11 protein-coding genes are annotated in these 13048 nt (G+C 67.5%); 2 read left to right on the top strand and 9 right to left on the bottom strand.

What is annotated here, in order from left to right; translation table 11 throughout:
* Positions 1–10 precede the first annotated feature (10 nt).
* The 3 genes from OCH239_RS04895 to OCH239_RS04885 all read right to left on the bottom strand — a co-directional run bounded on the left by OCH239_RS04895 (position 11) and on the right by OCH239_RS04885 (position 4247).
* Positions 11–3151 carry a formate dehydrogenase subunit alpha gene (locus OCH239_RS04895; RefSeq protein WP_037259445.1) on the bottom strand — a complete coding sequence of 1047 codons (3141 nt, stop codon included), beginning with the start codon at positions 3149–3151 and terminating at the stop codon, positions 11–13.
* A 22-nt stretch (positions 3152–3173) separates the two neighbouring features.
* Positions 3174–3362: a hypothetical protein gene (locus tag OCH239_RS04890; protein ID WP_037259443.1), complete on the bottom strand. Its 189-nt coding sequence runs from the start codon at positions 3360–3362 to the stop codon at positions 3174–3176.
* A 147-nt stretch (positions 3363–3509) separates the two neighbouring features.
* On the bottom strand, positions 3510–4247 hold the full coding sequence (locus OCH239_RS04885; RefSeq protein WP_037259441.1) for an SDR family oxidoreductase: 738 nt from the start codon (positions 4245–4247) through the stop codon (positions 3510–3512).
* Positions 4248–4392: 145 nt separating this feature from the next.
* Between OCH239_RS04885 and OCH239_RS04880 the strand changes: the two genes are divergently transcribed.
* The gene (locus OCH239_RS04880; RefSeq protein WP_037259439.1) at positions 4393–5178 is read left to right on the top strand and encodes a sulfotransferase; all 786 of its coding nucleotides are present in this window, start codon (positions 4393–4395) and stop codon (positions 5176–5178) included.
* Between the two features lie 28 nt (positions 5179–5206).
* On the opposite strand, the gene OCH239_RS04875 is transcribed toward OCH239_RS04880, so the two are convergent.
* The 5 genes from OCH239_RS04875 to OCH239_RS04855 form a co-directional block, all read right to left on the bottom strand.
* Positions 5207–6352, bottom strand: coding sequence for a glycosyltransferase (locus OCH239_RS04875; RefSeq protein WP_211241964.1), 1146 nt, complete (start codon positions 6350–6352; stop codon positions 5207–5209).
* Positions 6336–7310, bottom strand: coding sequence for a glycosyltransferase family 2 protein (locus tag OCH239_RS04870; RefSeq protein WP_037259437.1), 975 nt, complete (start codon positions 7308–7310; stop codon positions 6336–6338). Before OCH239_RS04870 ends, OCH239_RS04875 begins: the two co-directional genes overlap by 17 nt.
* Positions 7307–8461, bottom strand: coding sequence for a glycosyltransferase (locus OCH239_RS04865; RefSeq protein WP_037259435.1), 1155 nt, complete (start codon positions 8459–8461; stop codon positions 7307–7309). Before OCH239_RS04865 ends, OCH239_RS04870 begins: the two co-directional genes overlap by 4 nt.
* A complete protein-coding gene (locus OCH239_RS04860) occupies positions 8458–10485 on the bottom strand; it encodes an HAD-IIB family hydrolase (RefSeq protein ID WP_244430300.1) in 2028 nt (675 codons plus the stop codon). The genes OCH239_RS04865 and OCH239_RS04860 overlap by 4 nt, the downstream gene beginning before the upstream one ends.
* 184 nt (positions 10486–10669) lie before the next feature.
* Entirely contained in the window at positions 10670–11008 is a 339-nt protein-coding gene (locus OCH239_RS04855) for a response regulator (protein ID WP_037259433.1), read from the bottom strand.
* A 449-nt stretch (positions 11009–11457) separates the two neighbouring features.
* Between OCH239_RS04855 and OCH239_RS04850 the strand changes: the two genes are divergently transcribed.
* Positions 11458–12333 carry a ribokinase gene (locus tag OCH239_RS04850; RefSeq protein WP_037259431.1) on the top strand — a complete coding sequence of 292 codons (876 nt, stop codon included), beginning with the start codon at positions 11458–11460 and terminating at the stop codon, positions 12331–12333.
* Here OCH239_RS04850 and msrA read toward each other — a convergent pair whose 3' ends face one another.
* The gene (gene msrA / locus OCH239_RS04845; RefSeq protein ID WP_037259429.1) at positions 12334–12969 is read right to left on the bottom strand and encodes a peptide-methionine (S)-S-oxide reductase MsrA; all 636 of its coding nucleotides are present in this window, start codon (positions 12967–12969) and stop codon (positions 12334–12336) included.
* Positions 12970–13048: the final 79 nt, after the last annotated feature.

Here is a 13048-nt window from a genome sequence, read left to right as displayed (position 1 = left end):
TGGGCCTCCTTCAGGCTTTCTCGACGCGGCAGAGAGTGGCTTTGGTCTCCTGCATCTGCGTCACGATGTCGTATCCGTAGGTCTGAACCGTGTTCACCGCCTCGCCGTGAACGTAGGGCTTCGATCCCTCGGGGTAATTCTCGTGGATCGGCTCCCCCATCCAGAACCCGGCGAAGTGGAAGGGCATGAACACCACCCCGGGCCCGACCCGGTTGGTGACCATCGCCTTCACGCGGATCCGGCCCTCGGGAGTCGCGACCCATGCCCAGTCGTGATCGACGAGCCCGGCGGCGTCGGCGTCTGCCGGATTGATCTCCACGAACATCTGCTGCTGGAACTCCGCGAGCCACGGGTTCGAGCGGGTCTCGTCGCCGCCGCCCTCGAATTCAACGAGCCGGCCGGAGGTGAGCTGCATCGGGAATTCCTCGCTGTAGTCGTTCTCCTGGATCGACTGATAGAGCGAGGGTAGGCGCCAGATCTTCTGGTCCGCGAAGGTCGCGTATTTCGGCAGCAGATCGCGGCGGTTCGTGTAGAGCGGCTCGCGGTGCTGCGGCACCTCGTCGGGGAAGGTCCAGACGATCGTGCGGGCCTTGCCGTTGCCGAAGGGCGCGAGCCCGTGCGCGATCGCAACCCGCTGGACACCGCCCGACAGGTCGGTCTTCCAGTTCATCCGCGCAATCTTTTCCGCCAGCGTCGCGTCGTCGGCCGCATCGGTCTGCGGGTTCGCCGCAAGATAGGCCTCGATCGCGGCAAGCGCATTGTCGGGATAGTTGGGGAACGCGGAGCGCGCCTCGTTCGGCTGCATCCGTTCGGCGCCGCCGCCGCTCGAATTCTGCCACGCGCCCTCGACGCTGTTGCTCTCGCCCTTCGATTGCTGGCGGCGGACCTCGTCCTCGAGGCGCGTCATCGCCCCGGAGACCTCGTCGTCCGCCAGGTCGAACATCTCCCAACGGAAGCGGTCCGCGGCCACGGCGACGATCATCAGCTTTTCGCGGTCGGTGAGCTCGTCTGCCCAGCCGAGCGCTTCGAGCATGTGGACGGTGATTTCGGGATACCCGTCCTGGATATCGGAATCCTTGGAGTAGCTGTTTTCGGCGAGAAGGTTGTCGCCGTCATGCGATACACCCCAGCGGGCGCGGAACGTGAGGCCGCCCTCGGCAACGCTCTTGGAGGTGTCGTAGAGGTTCGGCGTTCCGGGATGGCCCATCTCGGGCGGGCCCCAGGACGGCCAGGGTAGGCCGAAATAGTCGCCCTCGACCGATCCGCCCTTTCCCTGAAGGGTGATCGAGTCAAACTTGTCCTGCTGCGCCATATGGGTCTTGAGCCGTTCGGGGCTGCAGCCGGTATAGCCGATGGTCCAGGTGCCGCGATTGATCTCGCGCATCGTATCCTCGGGGCTCGGCATCGCGCCGTCGACGGAGATGTGCTTGAACATCTGCTCGGCGAAGCCGAAGCGCTCGGCGAAGAGGTAGAGGATCTCGGGGTCGGCCTTGGCCTCGAACATCGGGTCGATGATCTTTTCGCGCCACTGGATCGACCGGTTCGAGCTCGTCACGGAGCCCGACATTTCCATCGTCGTGCCCGAGGGTAGCAGGTACATGCCGTCCTGAAGGTCGGCCTCGACCGCGATCTGGGTGGGGTAGGGATCGACCACGACGACGAGGTCGGTCTTCTTCCAGGCCTCGCGCCGGTCGGGACCGCGCGTCTGGCTGTTCGAGGCATGTCCCCAGAAGATGACGGCGCGGAGCGGCGCGGGCTGGTCGAGCGCCTCGCCTTCCTCGATCACGCCGTCGGCCCAGCGGCTGACCGGAATACCGGGCGCTTCCATCAGATCCTTGGACGTGAAGCGGCTCTTGAGCCATTCGTAATCGACGTCCCAGATCCGGCCCCAATGCTTCCAGGCGCCTTCCTTGAGGCCGTAATAGGCCGGAAGCGTGTCGCAGGAGACGCCGAGATCCGTCGCGCCCTGCACGTTGTCGTGGCCGCGGAAGATGTTCGCGCCGCCGCCGGTCTTGCCGATATTGCCGAGGATCAGCTGGATCACCGACGCGGCCCGCGTCTTGTTGTTGCCGATGCTCGACTGCGTGAGGCCCATGCACCAGATCAGCGTGCCCGGGCGGTTCTCGGCAAGCGTCCGCGCCACGCGCTCGAGCTGCTCGGGCGGAATGCCCGACACCTTCTCGACCTCCTCGGGAGTCCACTGGGCGACCTCCTCGCGGATCCGGTCCATCCCGTAGACACGCTGTGCGATGTACTCCTTATCCTCCCAGCCGTTGTCGAGAATGATCTTCGCGAGGCCCCAGAGGAAGGCGACGTCGGCACCCGGGCGGATGCGCACGTATTCGTCGGCATGGGCGGCGGTGCGGGTGAAACGCGGATCGACCACGATCAGCGGCGCGCCGTTTTCCTTGCCGTTCAGCACGTGCAGCATGGAGACCGGGTGGGCCTCGGCCGGGTTGCCGCCGATGATGATGATCGACTTCGAGTTCCGGATGTCGTTGTAGCTGTTCGTCATCGCGCCGTAGCCGAACGTGTTGGCCACGCCCGCGACGGTGGTCGAATGGCAGATCCGCGCCTGGTGATCGACGTTGTTGGTGCCCCACATCGCTGCGAACTTGCGGAAGAGGTAGGCGGCCTCGTTCGAGAACTTGGCCGATCCCAGCCATTCCACCGCATCCGGGCCGCTTTCCTCCCGGATTTGCATCAGCTTGTCGCCGACCTCCTGAAGGGCCTGGTCCCAGGAGATGCGGACCCATTCGCCGTTTTCTCGCTTCAGCGGATATTTGAGCCGCCGCTCGCCGAGCGCGATCTCGCGGGTGGCGGCGCCCTTGGCGCAGTGCGTGCCCTGATTGATGGGGCTCTCGAAGGCGGGTTCCTGACCGACCCAGACGCCGTCCTGAACCTCACCCCAGATCGAGCAGCCGACCGAACAGAACGGGCAGACGGTCTTGCGGCGGACGATTTCGCCCATATTGGCGGGCGCGGTTTCCTGGGCCCGGGCTACCAGCCCTCCCGTGGCTCCGATGGCAGACAGACCGCCCACGGCGAGGCCGGAGCGCTTGAGAAATCCGCGGCGCGACACTCCCGCACCGGCGTCGCCGGCGAAATGAGGGCGAGCGGGGCGAGTCTGGGCGGTCCGGCGCTTGAGCAATGCGGTCTCCCTGGCGTTGGTATCAGCTGCGCGCGAGCGCGAGGTAGGTCCGGGTATGATCCGAATCCGGCATGACGGGATCGTGCCGACTGGTCCCGTCAGGCTTCAGCGCGTCCGGCTTCTCGGCCGCGGCAGGTGTCGCAACGGCAGCGGCGGGCAGGATGGTCAGACCCGCGAGGACCGACCGACGGTTGGTGGTATCTTTGGACATGAACTGACTCGAAAAGTATTCTGGTCAAAAGGGCAACGACGGCCTCGACGTAAACGTTCCTGAAAAGGTCCGCTCGATTGACATTTCGCGGCTGCCGGGTGCGACAATTGGAAGCCCTTGATCATCAAAGTGAAAACGCGGGGGCATTCAGTGAAAAGTCCGCCCGCCATTCACCGCGAGCCGCTGGCCGGTGATGAAATCCGCGCGCGAGGAGGCGAGAAACGCGACCGCTCCGGCGATATCGCCAGGCTCCGCCAACCGGCCCAGCGGAACCCCCTCGCGATAGGTGGCGCGGTCCTCCTCACCGACATCCGCGTGCCGTTCGACCGGGGTGAACCCGGGAGCGACGAGGTTCACGGTGATCCCGTCCGGCGCCAGTTCCGAGGCCCAGGATCGGGTCAGCCCCAGCATGGCGGCCTTTGCGGCCGCGTAATGCCCGAATTCGGCCGGCCCCGTCTCCGCCGCCTCCGAGCCGATATTGACGATGCGTCCCGTTCCTCGCGCGCGCCAGTCTGGAAGACACGCCTTCACCAGCAGGAGCGGCGCATTGACGAAGAAGTCGAGCTGCGCGGCGTGATCCTCCCAGCTTTGCTCCATGAGCGGCATAGTCGGTTGCGGGCCGGTGGCGTTGTTCACAAGAAGGTCGACCGGGCCGAGGCTCTCGCGGATCTCGGCCATCGCCGTGGCGATTTCTGTCTTGTCGGTGACGTCGAACCCAGCCGGTTCAGCGTGTCCACCCGCCGCGCGGATCTCGCCTGCGACCGCCTCCGCGGCCTCTGCATTTCTGGCGTAATTGACTGCGACCGACCAGCCGTCGGCGGCGAGCGTGCGAGCGATGGTGGCGCCGAGGCCGCGAGAGGCTCCGGTGACGAGGGCGACGGGCATGGCAATCCTCCTTGAGCCGTGAACGCGCGCCCGGCGTCGATCGATCCTGACCGGATCGCCTCCGGATCCCGGATGCGAATCCGCAACGGGCGGAACCGGCCCCCCGCTTTACCGTTTGCGGCGGGGTACCCTCATCGGAGACAGCATGAATTCTCACAGATACGTCTTCGTCGGAGGGCTGCACCGCTCCGGCACCTCGCCGCTCACGCGCATGATCGAGGATCTTCCAGGGATCGCCGGGATCACTGACGCGCCGGTTCCGGAGCGCGAGGGGGTCTATCTGCAAGGCGCGATCCCACATACCGCGCGCCACGGGATGCCGATGCATTTCGGAACGGATCCGGCGCAGCACCATGTGGAGGGATCGACCTACGACACGCTCGCCGTGCGGCAGCGGATGGAGGAGGATTGGTCGCGCTGGTTCCAGCCGGGGACATACTGGCGCGTTGAGAAGTCGCCGGTGAACCTCCTGCGAACGCGGCTCTACCAGCAGCTCTTTCCGCTCGCTCATTTCGTTCTGATCGTGCGCCACCCGCAGGCGGTGCATGGGGCGGTGTCGAAATGGGTCGACCTCGGTCAGGATGCGTCGGTCGACCACTGGATCGCGGCGCATGAGGTGGTGGCGGAGGATATCGAACACCTGCACCACGTCATGGTCCTGCGCTACGAGGATCTTGTGGCGGAGCCCGAACGATACCGGCGGGCCGTTGCCGCGTTTCTCCAGATCGACGCCCCGGCGCTGGACGACCCGCCCCTCGCCGACCGCAACGGCACCTATCCTGGCTGGCGGATGCCGAAACATCAGGAACAGGCGCTCGAGCGGTGGGGCTATGACAGCGAGATGCGAGTGAAACCTTTTCGCCCGGTGGTCCGGCACGCGCTCAATTCGGTGCGCATGCACGTCCACAGGGTCCTCGGCTTCGATGCGTAAGCGCGGAATGTTTCACGTGGAGCGCCGCTCAGACAGCGATCTTCACATCCTCCTGCGGGGGCAGTTCGATCGGCCGGAAATGCACCGTCGGAGCGGGGCGAGAGACCGACCGCATCACCTCTCGGTAGAGCGCCTCGTATCCCGCCACCATCCGGTCTTGGGTGAAGAGCCTCTCGACCCGCGCGCGCGGCACGGAACGCGGGATCTCGACCGCATCGCAGATGGCTCGCGCCAGCGCGCTCACATCGCCGACGGGGGCAAGTGCGCCCGCCTCTCCGATGACCTCGCGCGCGGCGCCGATGTCGAAGGCGGCGACGGGAAGCCCGCATGCCATCGCCTCGGCCGCGACGAGCCCGAAGGGTTCGTCCCATGTCGGCGTGAAGAGAAGCACCGAGCTGTGTCGCACCTCCTCGGCTAGGGCCTTGCCCGTGAGATGGCCCTCATGGGTCACGCCGTCTCCGAGGAGCGGGCGTACCTCGTCCCTGAAATAGGCGTAATCGTCCATCGTTCCGAACAACCGAAGCGGAATCCCCGCCCGGCGGGCAGCGGCGATGGCCAGATGCGGGGCCTTGGTCCGGCTCATCCGGCCGATCCAGACGGCGCTGCCGTCCCCAGACTCCTTGAACTCCCAGAGGCTGGGGTCGATGCCGTTATGCACGACATGGGCATGAGAGGGCCGCGCACCGCTCCACCAGGATGCGGCATGGGCCTCCGAGCAACAGGTGAAGCGCGACCACGGCGCTCCGGAGCTTGCGACCGTGCGCTCCAGAACGTCGAACGGCGGCACGTGCAGCGATGTCACCATGGGGACCCGGTCGCGCCGGGCATATCTCGGCACGTAGCGGTGCAGCGAGTTGTTGTGCACGACGTCGAAGCCGCCGAGCTCGTCCAGGATCTCTCCATAGGCATCGTCGAGGAGCCCGGTCAGGGTCTCGCTTTCGCGAAAGGCGTGCCAAGGATATTGCCGTTCGTAATGCTCGGGCAGGATCGGGCGGAGCCGCACGCCGGCATCGCTGTCGCCGGACGCATAGAGCGTGACATCGTGGCCGCGGCGGGCGAGCGCCCGGCAGAGATGCGCGGTATGCGCCTCGAGGCCGCCCATGAACGGCTCCGCGATCGGGTGGCGGGGATGCGCCACCACCGCGATGCGCAGGGTCTCACTCCGCCGCGACACGGATCATCCTCGATTGGGCGGCTTCGACCTCTGCGGTGCGGGCCTTGTTGTCGAGAGTGGACGCATCGACGCTCTGCAGGATGTCGAGCACCCGCCGGGTCGTCGAATAGGGCCGGTCCTCGGTCCGGCAGAGCGCGAAATCCGCATCGTCCGGCGCCCTCAGGATCGTGATCCCGTCGGGCCGCTTCTCGATGAGGCCCATGAGCTCGAACCCGTAGAGCCAGTGCTCCATCGTCCGGTGGCCCCATTTCGACGCGAAGAGATCGGCGTTGCGCACGACGCTCTCGATATGGTGGATCGGCGGCATGCAATGGGCATGGTGCTGGTGGTAGACCCTCGCGCCCTTCAGCCACCAGATCGGCAGCCCGCGCTCGTCCACTGTGCGTCCGAAATCCGTGTCCTCGCCGCCATAGCCTGTGTAGCGCTCGTCGAAGCCGCCGGTCCTCGACCAATCCTCGCGCGAGATGGCGAAGTTGAGCGACCAGAAGCAGCGGTAATCGTCGCAGATCGCACGGCCGGATTTCGGCGGGGCGCCGCGATCGGAATGCTTCTCGGCAAGCGCGCCGAAGCGGTCGAAATCGACGCCTGCCGATGTCGCGCCTCTGGGCAGGTACATGACCTCGCCCATATGCAGCCCCGGCGCCTCTGCGACGGAGGCAGCGTAGTCACCGACGAGGTGCGGATGCGGGATGCAATCGACGTCAAGGAAGATCAGGACGTCGCCGATGGCGGTCGTTGCCGCGAGGTTGCGCGCCTCCGCGAGCGCCCCGGTGCCACCCGCGACAGGAACCTGCCGCACGGGAAAAGCCGTCTCGGGGAGATCGTCGTAAGGGGCATCCTGCATGTAGGCGATCACGAATTCCGAGGGCGGCACCTCCTGAGCGTTCAGCCCGTGGATCACGTTGGCCAGATGGTCCGCCCGCCCTGCGGCGATGGTCAGCACGGAAATCCGCGTCATGCGATTGTCCTTTCAGTATCGGTCGTCAGCGCCGGCTCCTCCCAGAGCCGCGCAATCAGGTTTTCGATCCAGCGCGCGGTCTCTCGCGCCGGGGCCGGGTCGATGAGCGCGCGCTGGACTGTTGTGTCGTGGGCCTCGGTCGCTTCGGCGACCGCGCGGCGCCAGGCCTGCGCGGAGGACGGCAGGTGCGCGAGATGGTGCGCGGCGCCGAGACGTGAGAGGGCGCGCGCCTTTTCCACCTGCTCGTCGAAATAGCGCCATTCCGGAACGACGACCCACGGAACGCCCGAGGCTGCAACCTGCGCGCAGGTCGAATTCCCGGCAGACGAGACGATCAGGTCCGCCGCCGCGATCCACATCTCCGCGTTGTCCACCCAGCCGAGATGCCGGATGTTTCCGGGATCGGTGGCGTGCCAGTTGCGCTCGATGCGTCCGATCGTGACCCACTCCATCTCCGGGAACGTGCGCGCCGCAACGCCGAATGGGGCCTGCGCGAAGCCCGATCCGCCGCCGCCCGAGAGGCACAGCGCCAGATGCGTGTCCGCCGCGATCCCGAGCGCGGCGCGCGCGGCGTCGCGAGAGGGCAGGGCGGAGACGCCGAGGCCTCCCGCGAAATGCATCTTGCGGCGCATCTCCCCGTCCCAATCGGGTTGCGCCAGCGCCTCCGCGAAGGGCGCGAGTAGCCCCGAGGCGCCTCGATAGGCCGACATGTGCCCGGGATCGCTGCGGTCGCCATGCTGCATGACGCAGACATGTGGCACCGAGCAGAGGCGGGCGAGCTGCGCGACCTCTGCGCTCACGTCCGAGATCAGGAGCGCGGGATCGGCTGCGCCGAACCATTCCGCAAGCGTCGACATCGCCTCACGCACCGAGGGCCAGCCGACCGGCGCGCAATGCAGCGTGTCCGGGGTGGGCAGCGCGGCCATGCCAGACTGCTCCGCTCCGCTCGGCTCGAAGAGCGAGGGGATGCGCCGCACCTCGACGTGATCCGGCAGCGGGCCGAAGATGTCGCCGCGCGCGCAGAAGATCGTGACCGGACGGCTGCGCGGCAGGGCCCGGACGATGGCAGCGCAGCGCTGGGCGTGGCCCCGGCCCTGATGATGCACGAAATACCCGATCGGGCGCATCGAGGTGGTGGCGAAATCCTTCATTCGGCCGCCTCGAGATAGTTCGGGGCCGGGATCGCACCGAAGCGCTCGAGACCCTCGACCACACCGTCGCCATAGGGCCGGGAAGTGCGCAGGATACCGGCGTTGCGGAGCCCGGCGAGTTCAGCATGGGCATTCGAAGGCAGGATGCTGCGCGGGCAGAGGCTCAGCATGTCGGTGTCGTTGCCGCTGTCGCCGGCGCAGATGATGTCTTCCGGTCCGAGACCGGCGTCGCCGGCGACGTGCCGCGCCGCCGCCCACTTGCCGGCGCGCTCCGGGATCACGTCGATCATCGTTCCATGGCTGTGGATGACCCGAGCGGCGAGGCCTGCCTGCCTCAGCGCCAGCTCCGCCGAGCGGGCCTGACCGGCCGTGCCGGTATAGCTCAGCTTGAAGGCGCGCTGCTCGTAGCTCGCCTGCGGCGCGAGGTCGGTGTCCTCGAGATGCGCCGCCACGGTACGAGCACACCAGCCTTCGCGGATGCGGTCGGCATAGCCTTCATCGAGGGCGAGGCGGCCGTTCCCCGAATGCCGCCAGATCTCGGTCCCGACCGACGTGATGAAGACGTCCGGCATTGGCAGGTCCCAATCGTGCAGGACCCCCCGCGCCTCGCTGACGCTGCGCCCTGTCGCGACCGCGAAGAGGAGCGCCTGGCCCGCGGTCTCCCGGTAGCGTCCGAAGGCGCGGGCCCCGCCGCGAGAGCCCGTGAGCGTGCCGTCGATATCGCTGACGAGGATTCGGTAAGGCGCCTCGGGGACGGTGTGCGGTGCCGCGAGGCTGGCGCAGATCGCCGCGCTGCGATCGGCCCAGCTGTCCCAGTTGAACGCGGCCTCCGCCCGGTCCCGCATCTGGGCGCGGCGGTGCGGTGTCTCGCGGCCCGAGAGAGCCGACAGCAGCGCCGCCGCGATCCCGGACGTGTCGTCCGGCGCGACGAGATCGCCGCGCCCGAGTTCGCGCAGGATGTCCTGCGGGCCGCCCTCGCGCGTCGCGACTATTGGCACGCCCGCTTGCGCCGCCTCGACCACCGTGAGCCCGAAGGGCTCGTGGAAGGCGGGGTTGGCAAAGACGCCGCCCCGCGCCGCAAGCGCGTAGAGCGAGGGAATGTCCTCGGGCACATGAGCGCGGGGCAGGGCGACGCGGCCCCAGAGATCGTGCCTGTCGACCAGATCGAAGAGCCTGGCGTAGACCGCATCGGCCTGCTGCGAATTGCCGGTCAGGCCCTGCCGCACGCCGGCGACGATCACGAGGTTCGCGGCCTCCCGCAACGCCGGGGATCTTGCATAGGCCTTAAGGAGCCCCGAGAGGTTCTTCTTCTCCACGGGCCGCGCGATCGCAAGGACGATCGGCTTCTCCGCGTCGCGCAGGAACGGTGCGACGAGCCGGCGGGCGCGCGCGGGATCGGTGCAGACGGGCTGCGTCCGCCCGGGATTGAGCCGATGGATCCGGCCCTCCGCCGAGGGACACATGCGCGAGACCTGCCGCTCCGCCTCGTCGCGAGACGAGACGACGATCCCGTCGGCGCCCGCGATGGCGACCCGCTCGCGTGCGATGCGGCGGGCGAGCGCCGCATGTGGATCCGGCTCCTGCTTTTCCGCACCGAGCGAATGCGGCGTGTAGAGCCAGGGGATCCCGAACCGCTCCGAGGCCGCGCGGCAGAGGACGGCGGCATCGGCGAAATGCGCGTGCAGAACGTCCGGCCGGGGTCCCGCCGCGATGGCGTCCAGAAACGCGTCGGTCAAGGCGGGCAGTTCGGCCTCGAGCGCGTCCTTCTCGAGATAGGCATCGTTGTTCGTCGCCAGCCGCCGGATCGTCACCTTGTCGCTGACCCGCTCCGTCGGCTCGGCATATCTGGCGCCGAGCGCGGGGTCGTCGAACCGCCGGGTCACGATGTCGATGGCCTCGATCTCGGGGCGCCGGCCCTGGGCGGTGGCGGCACCGAGAATGTAGGCGATGTGCCCCCCGGTGTCTTCGGTCAAACCGTACGGGACCGGCGGCGCCGAAAGGCAGCCGCCGAGGGCAACGTGCATGATCCGCATCAGCTGGAAACTTTCGTCTAGGTCGTCAGGGTCACGGCCGCGCCGTGCGTCCTCCAAGAACCAGACGGGGGCGATACCGTTCCCTCATCGTTCCGGAACGCGCGCAAAGTTGCGATTCCGCACTCCGTGGGCCCCATGTGCGACCTGCGCCCGGAGCTGTGGCTCCGGTGGCGCGTCAGAGATGTTCGAGAATGTCGGCGAGTTTGGTCGTGGATACCGGCTTTTCCAGAATGCGGACGTTTTCCCCCCGTACGGACAGCTGCGAGGCAGAATGCCCGGTCAGAAAGACGTAAGGAATTCCGTTCCCGGCGAGCCAGTCGGCGAAACCCTCGCTGGTATGGTCCCCGAGATTGAAGTCGATCAGGGCGAGGTCGGGTCGCTGCTCCGACGCCGTCGCCAACGCGGTTGCGGCAGAATGACACGGCCCGATGACTTTCGCCCCCGCTTCCTCGACCAGCATGGCGAGATCCAGAGCGATGAGGACATCGTCCTCGAGGACCAGAACGGATTTCATGTGCGTGGGGGTACCCGTGAGAAATGCGACAGGATCATTCGGACGGTAATTCCCTTCGTTGCAAAAGTCATCTTGCTCAACTGGGCGGGCGACGCGGAGGTACGGGAAGATCTGCCGAAGCCGGCGTCGCCCGTCGCGGGAATCTCGGCGCCACGCGTTTCGATTCCGAAAAGGCGCAGCACGTTGCGACCCCGGCGGTTGGCGTTGGCGGTGCGGCCCTCGGCCTTACGCAATCAGATCGCGGAGCGACGCCCAGAATCAGTCTTTCATGATGACGTGTAAAGGTCCGGGATTCCGGACCCATGCCCAGCCCTTGGCGCGTGTCTCGGCGGAGCCTGCCCGGAGTTCCCCCACGACACGGGAGCTCCGAATTCCGCCGGGGATGTTGCGAGACCGCGCGCTGGCCTAATGTTCCGCCACATGCCGACCGCAACGGGGGACGCCCTTACATGACCATCTACAACCTCGGTTCGGTGAATGCCGACCTCGTCTACCGCGTGCCGCACCTGCCGGGTCCCGGGGAGACGCTCGGCGCGGCGTCGCTCACCCATGGCCTCGGCGGCAAGGGGGCGAACATGTCCGTCGCTGCCGCGCGCGCGGCGGCGAGGGTGGTGCATATCGGTGCCGTCGGTGCGGATGGCGCCTGGATGGTCGAGCGGTTGCTGGAATACGGCGTCGATACACGCAACATCGCGACGGTGAGCGAGACTTCCGGGCATGCCATCATCGCGGTCGACGATGCGGGCGAGAACCTGATCCTCATCCATGGCGGCGCCAATCGTGCGGTTCCCGAGGCAGCTCTCGATGCGGCCCTCGCCGATGCCGGGCCCGGTGACACCTTCCTGACCCAGAACGAGACGAACGCACAGGTCGCCGCAGCGCGCCGCGCAAAGGCGCGGGGCTGCCGGATCGCCTATGCCGCGGCGCCCTTCGATGCCGCGGCCGTCACGGAGATGCTGCCTTTCATCGACCTTCTTGTTCTGAATGCGGTGGAGGCCGAGCAGCTTGTGGCGGCCACCGGCAAGGACCTCGGCTCGCTGGGCGTCGATGACGTGGTGGTGACAAGGGGCGGTGAGGGCGCACGCTGGATCGACGCGCGCGGCGGTGAGGTGACCGACGTCCCCGCATTGCCCGTCAGCGCCGTCGACACCACCGGCGCCGGCGACACCTTCACCGGCTATCTCGTCGCGGGGCTCGACCGCGGCATGCCCATGCGGCAGGCGCTGAACCTCGCAAGCCGCGCCGCGGCGCTGATGGTCACGCGGTCCGGCACCGCCGACGTGATCCCCGACCTCAAGGAGATCGAGGAGTCCCGGCTCGGCTGATCAGACGAAGGGCGCGTCGTCGCCCCAGATCTCGCGCACTCGTTCGTCCCTGCGGCAGGCGTCGCGATAACGCTCATAGGCGTCCGCCCGGTTGATCCAGCCGAAGCGGGTGAGCGTGCGCTCGCCGCTCTTGTAGTAATTCTGGTGATACTCTTCGGCGGCGTAGAACTCGGCGGCCTCCACGATGGGCGTGACGATCTCGCGGCCGAGCTCCTCTTCGGCGGCTTGCTTGGCCGCCTCGGCATCGGCGCGCGCCTCGGGGCCGTCGACGAAGATCGCAGTACGGTAGCTCGCGCCACGATCGCAGAACTGCCCGCCGTCGTCGAAGGGATCGATCGAGCGGAAGAAGAGGTCGTAGAGCTGCCGGCGGGACACAATATCCGGGTCGTACTCGATCTCGGCGGCTTCGTAATGTCCCGTCCCGCCCGCGGTCACCTGGCTGTAGGTCGGGTTCTCGACATCGCCTCCGGTATAGCCCGAGACCACCTCGCCGACGCCCTGGACCTTCTCGAAATCGGCCTCGACGCACCAGAAGCAGCCGCCCGCCACGGTGATCTCGGCGGCATCGGCGGCGGTGCCGAGCGCTGTCGCGGCAGCGGCGGCAAGGGCCGCGTTGCGAAGGAAGTGGGGGATCATGAAGCCTCTCCTCTGGTCGTTCCCGACGAGAGGGTGGGGCGGGCCGCCCCGCGGGGCAATCTGCGGGGCGGCCTTGTCA

This window comes from Roseivivax halodurans JCM 10272, assembly GCF_000521785.1.
Classification (GTDB): domain Bacteria; phylum Pseudomonadota; class Alphaproteobacteria; order Rhodobacterales; family Rhodobacteraceae; genus Roseivivax; species Roseivivax halodurans.
The sequence above is the reverse complement of the archived record's forward strand: the minus strand, read 5'-3'. Positions and strand labels throughout refer to the sequence as shown.

Excerpts from the sequence above, each read along its gene's own strand:
- OCH239_RS04890 (WP_037259443.1), bottom strand. The coding sequence starts at position 3,362 with ATGTCCAAAGATACCACCAACCGTCGGTCGGTCCTCGCGGGTCTGACC.
- OCH239_RS04885 (WP_037259441.1), bottom strand. The coding sequence starts at position 4,247 with ATGCCCGTCGCCCTCGTCACCGGAGCCTCTCGCGGCCTCGGCGCCACC.
- OCH239_RS04880 (WP_037259439.1), top strand. The coding sequence starts at position 4,393 with ATGAATTCTCACAGATACGTCTTCGTCGGAGGGCTGCACCGCTCCGGC.
- OCH239_RS04870 (WP_037259437.1), bottom strand. The coding sequence starts at position 7,310 with ATGACGCGGATTTCCGTGCTGACCATCGCCGCAGGGCGGGCGGACCAT.
- OCH239_RS04865 (WP_037259435.1), bottom strand. The coding sequence starts at position 8,461 with ATGAAGGATTTCGCCACCACCTCGATGCGCCCGATCGGGTATTTCGTG.
- OCH239_RS04860 (WP_244430300.1), bottom strand. The coding sequence starts at position 10,485 with ATGCACGTTGCCCTCGGCGGCTGCCTTTCGGCGCCGCCGGTCCCGTAC.
- OCH239_RS04855 (WP_037259433.1), bottom strand. The coding sequence starts at position 11,008 with ATGAAATCCGTTCTGGTCCTCGAGGACGATGTCCTCATCGCTCTGGAT.
- OCH239_RS04850 (WP_037259431.1), top strand. The coding sequence starts at position 11,458 with ATGACCATCTACAACCTCGGTTCGGTGAATGCCGACCTCGTCTACCGC.
- msrA (WP_037259429.1), bottom strand. The coding sequence starts at position 12,969 with ATGATCCCCCACTTCCTTCGCAACGCGGCCCTTGCCGCCGCTGCCGCG.